Raw genomic sequence first — 1,269 nt, forward strand, 5'->3', positions numbered from 1 at the left:
ATGATGTAATAAAATTTGCCAAATTTTATGTTATTGGAAACAATGTTGTAATCGAAGATTCATTATACACTGAGATTAATAAAAATATCAAAATTTATAAAGAATTCATCCCAAAATTAGAACAATTACAATCATGGGTAAAACATGATTTATTGGATGTGGCAAAAATTTTTATAAAAGAAAAAAATATAAAAATGCAATTACTTTGCAATATGCTTAGAATTGCCTTAACTGGCACCCCCTCCTCCCCTAGTATTTTTGATATAATGCAAATCATAGGAAAAATAGAAACACTTCGTAGAATTAAAAAACTATGATAGAAAAGATTATTGCTCCCAACCTCAATCATCCTTATATTAAGCATGCTTTCTTGACCAAGAATATTGTCAACAGTACGCATAAATATGTTGAACATAATTCTTTATTAGATGAAAAAATTAAAAAAGAAATGCAAAATAACCATAAATTAGCTCTAAGCATATTTAATTCTAATGCAAAGAAAATCAATATGCCAAAGCAAGTACATGGCAATAAAGTTCTTATTTTAGAAAAAGATTTTCCCTATATGCAAGAACCAGAATGTGATGCCTTTATAACAAAAACAGAAGGAGTAGTATTAGGAGTGAGCACTGCAGATTGTGCGCCAATTTTACTAGCAGATTTAAAAAATACAATCATTGCTGCAATACACGCAGGCTGGAGAGGGGCTAGAGCTGACATAATATCAAATGTTGTAGCTAAAATGTATAATATAGGGGCAAAACAAATATCAGCAACAATTGGGCCCTGTATACATCAAGACTCTTATGAGGTTGATAGCAATTTTTATGATTATTTTATAGAGGAAGATAAATATAATGAGGTATTTTTTATTAATTCATCAAACCCTTCTCATTATAAATTTAATTTGCCCAAATATATTGAAATGAAATTAGAAAAACTAGAATTACAAAACATATTTAATGTAGAAAAAAATAGTTTCAGTGATCCAGAAAATTTTTTTAGTTTTAGAAGATCAACCTTAAATAACAAAAAACATAGTGGACACTTAGTCTCAATGATAGAGATTGTTAATCATGTACAATAAAAAAATATTAAATCCTCAATTTATAAAAAAAATAATAGATAAAATACAGACTAAATTAGCATTTTTATGCTTAATATTATTTTCTTACACTTTCTATTTAGCTATTTTTAATTCACCTGCGGATTATCGACAAGAAGAAATAGTACGAATAATGTACGTACACGTGCCCTCAGCTTGGATGT

The 1,269-nt window shown here is 27.8% G+C and carries 2 protein-coding genes and 1 pseudogene; all 3 read left to right on the forward strand.

The annotated features are described in order from the left end of the window. The coding region (locus IHI24_RS04720; RefSeq protein ID WP_228777164.1) for a hypothetical protein at positions 1 to 317 on the forward strand (317 nt) is incomplete at its 5' end. Then, complete coding sequence (gene pgeF, locus IHI24_RS04725) at positions 314 to 1,087, forward strand: peptidoglycan editing factor PgeF (RefSeq protein ID WP_194966912.1); 774 nt, start codon at positions 314 to 316, stop codon at positions 1,085 to 1,087. The genes IHI24_RS04720 and pgeF, both read left to right, overlap by 4 nt. After that, a pseudogene (locus IHI24_RS04765) lies at positions 1,077 to 1,269 on the forward strand (heme ABC transporter permease); the annotation flags it as partial. The gene pgeF and the pseudogene IHI24_RS04765, both read left to right, overlap by 11 nt.

The organism is Rickettsia endosymbiont of Cardiosporidium cionae (genome assembly GCF_015476335.1).
Lineage (GTDB): Bacteria > Pseudomonadota > Alphaproteobacteria > Rickettsiales > Rickettsiaceae > JADHZC01.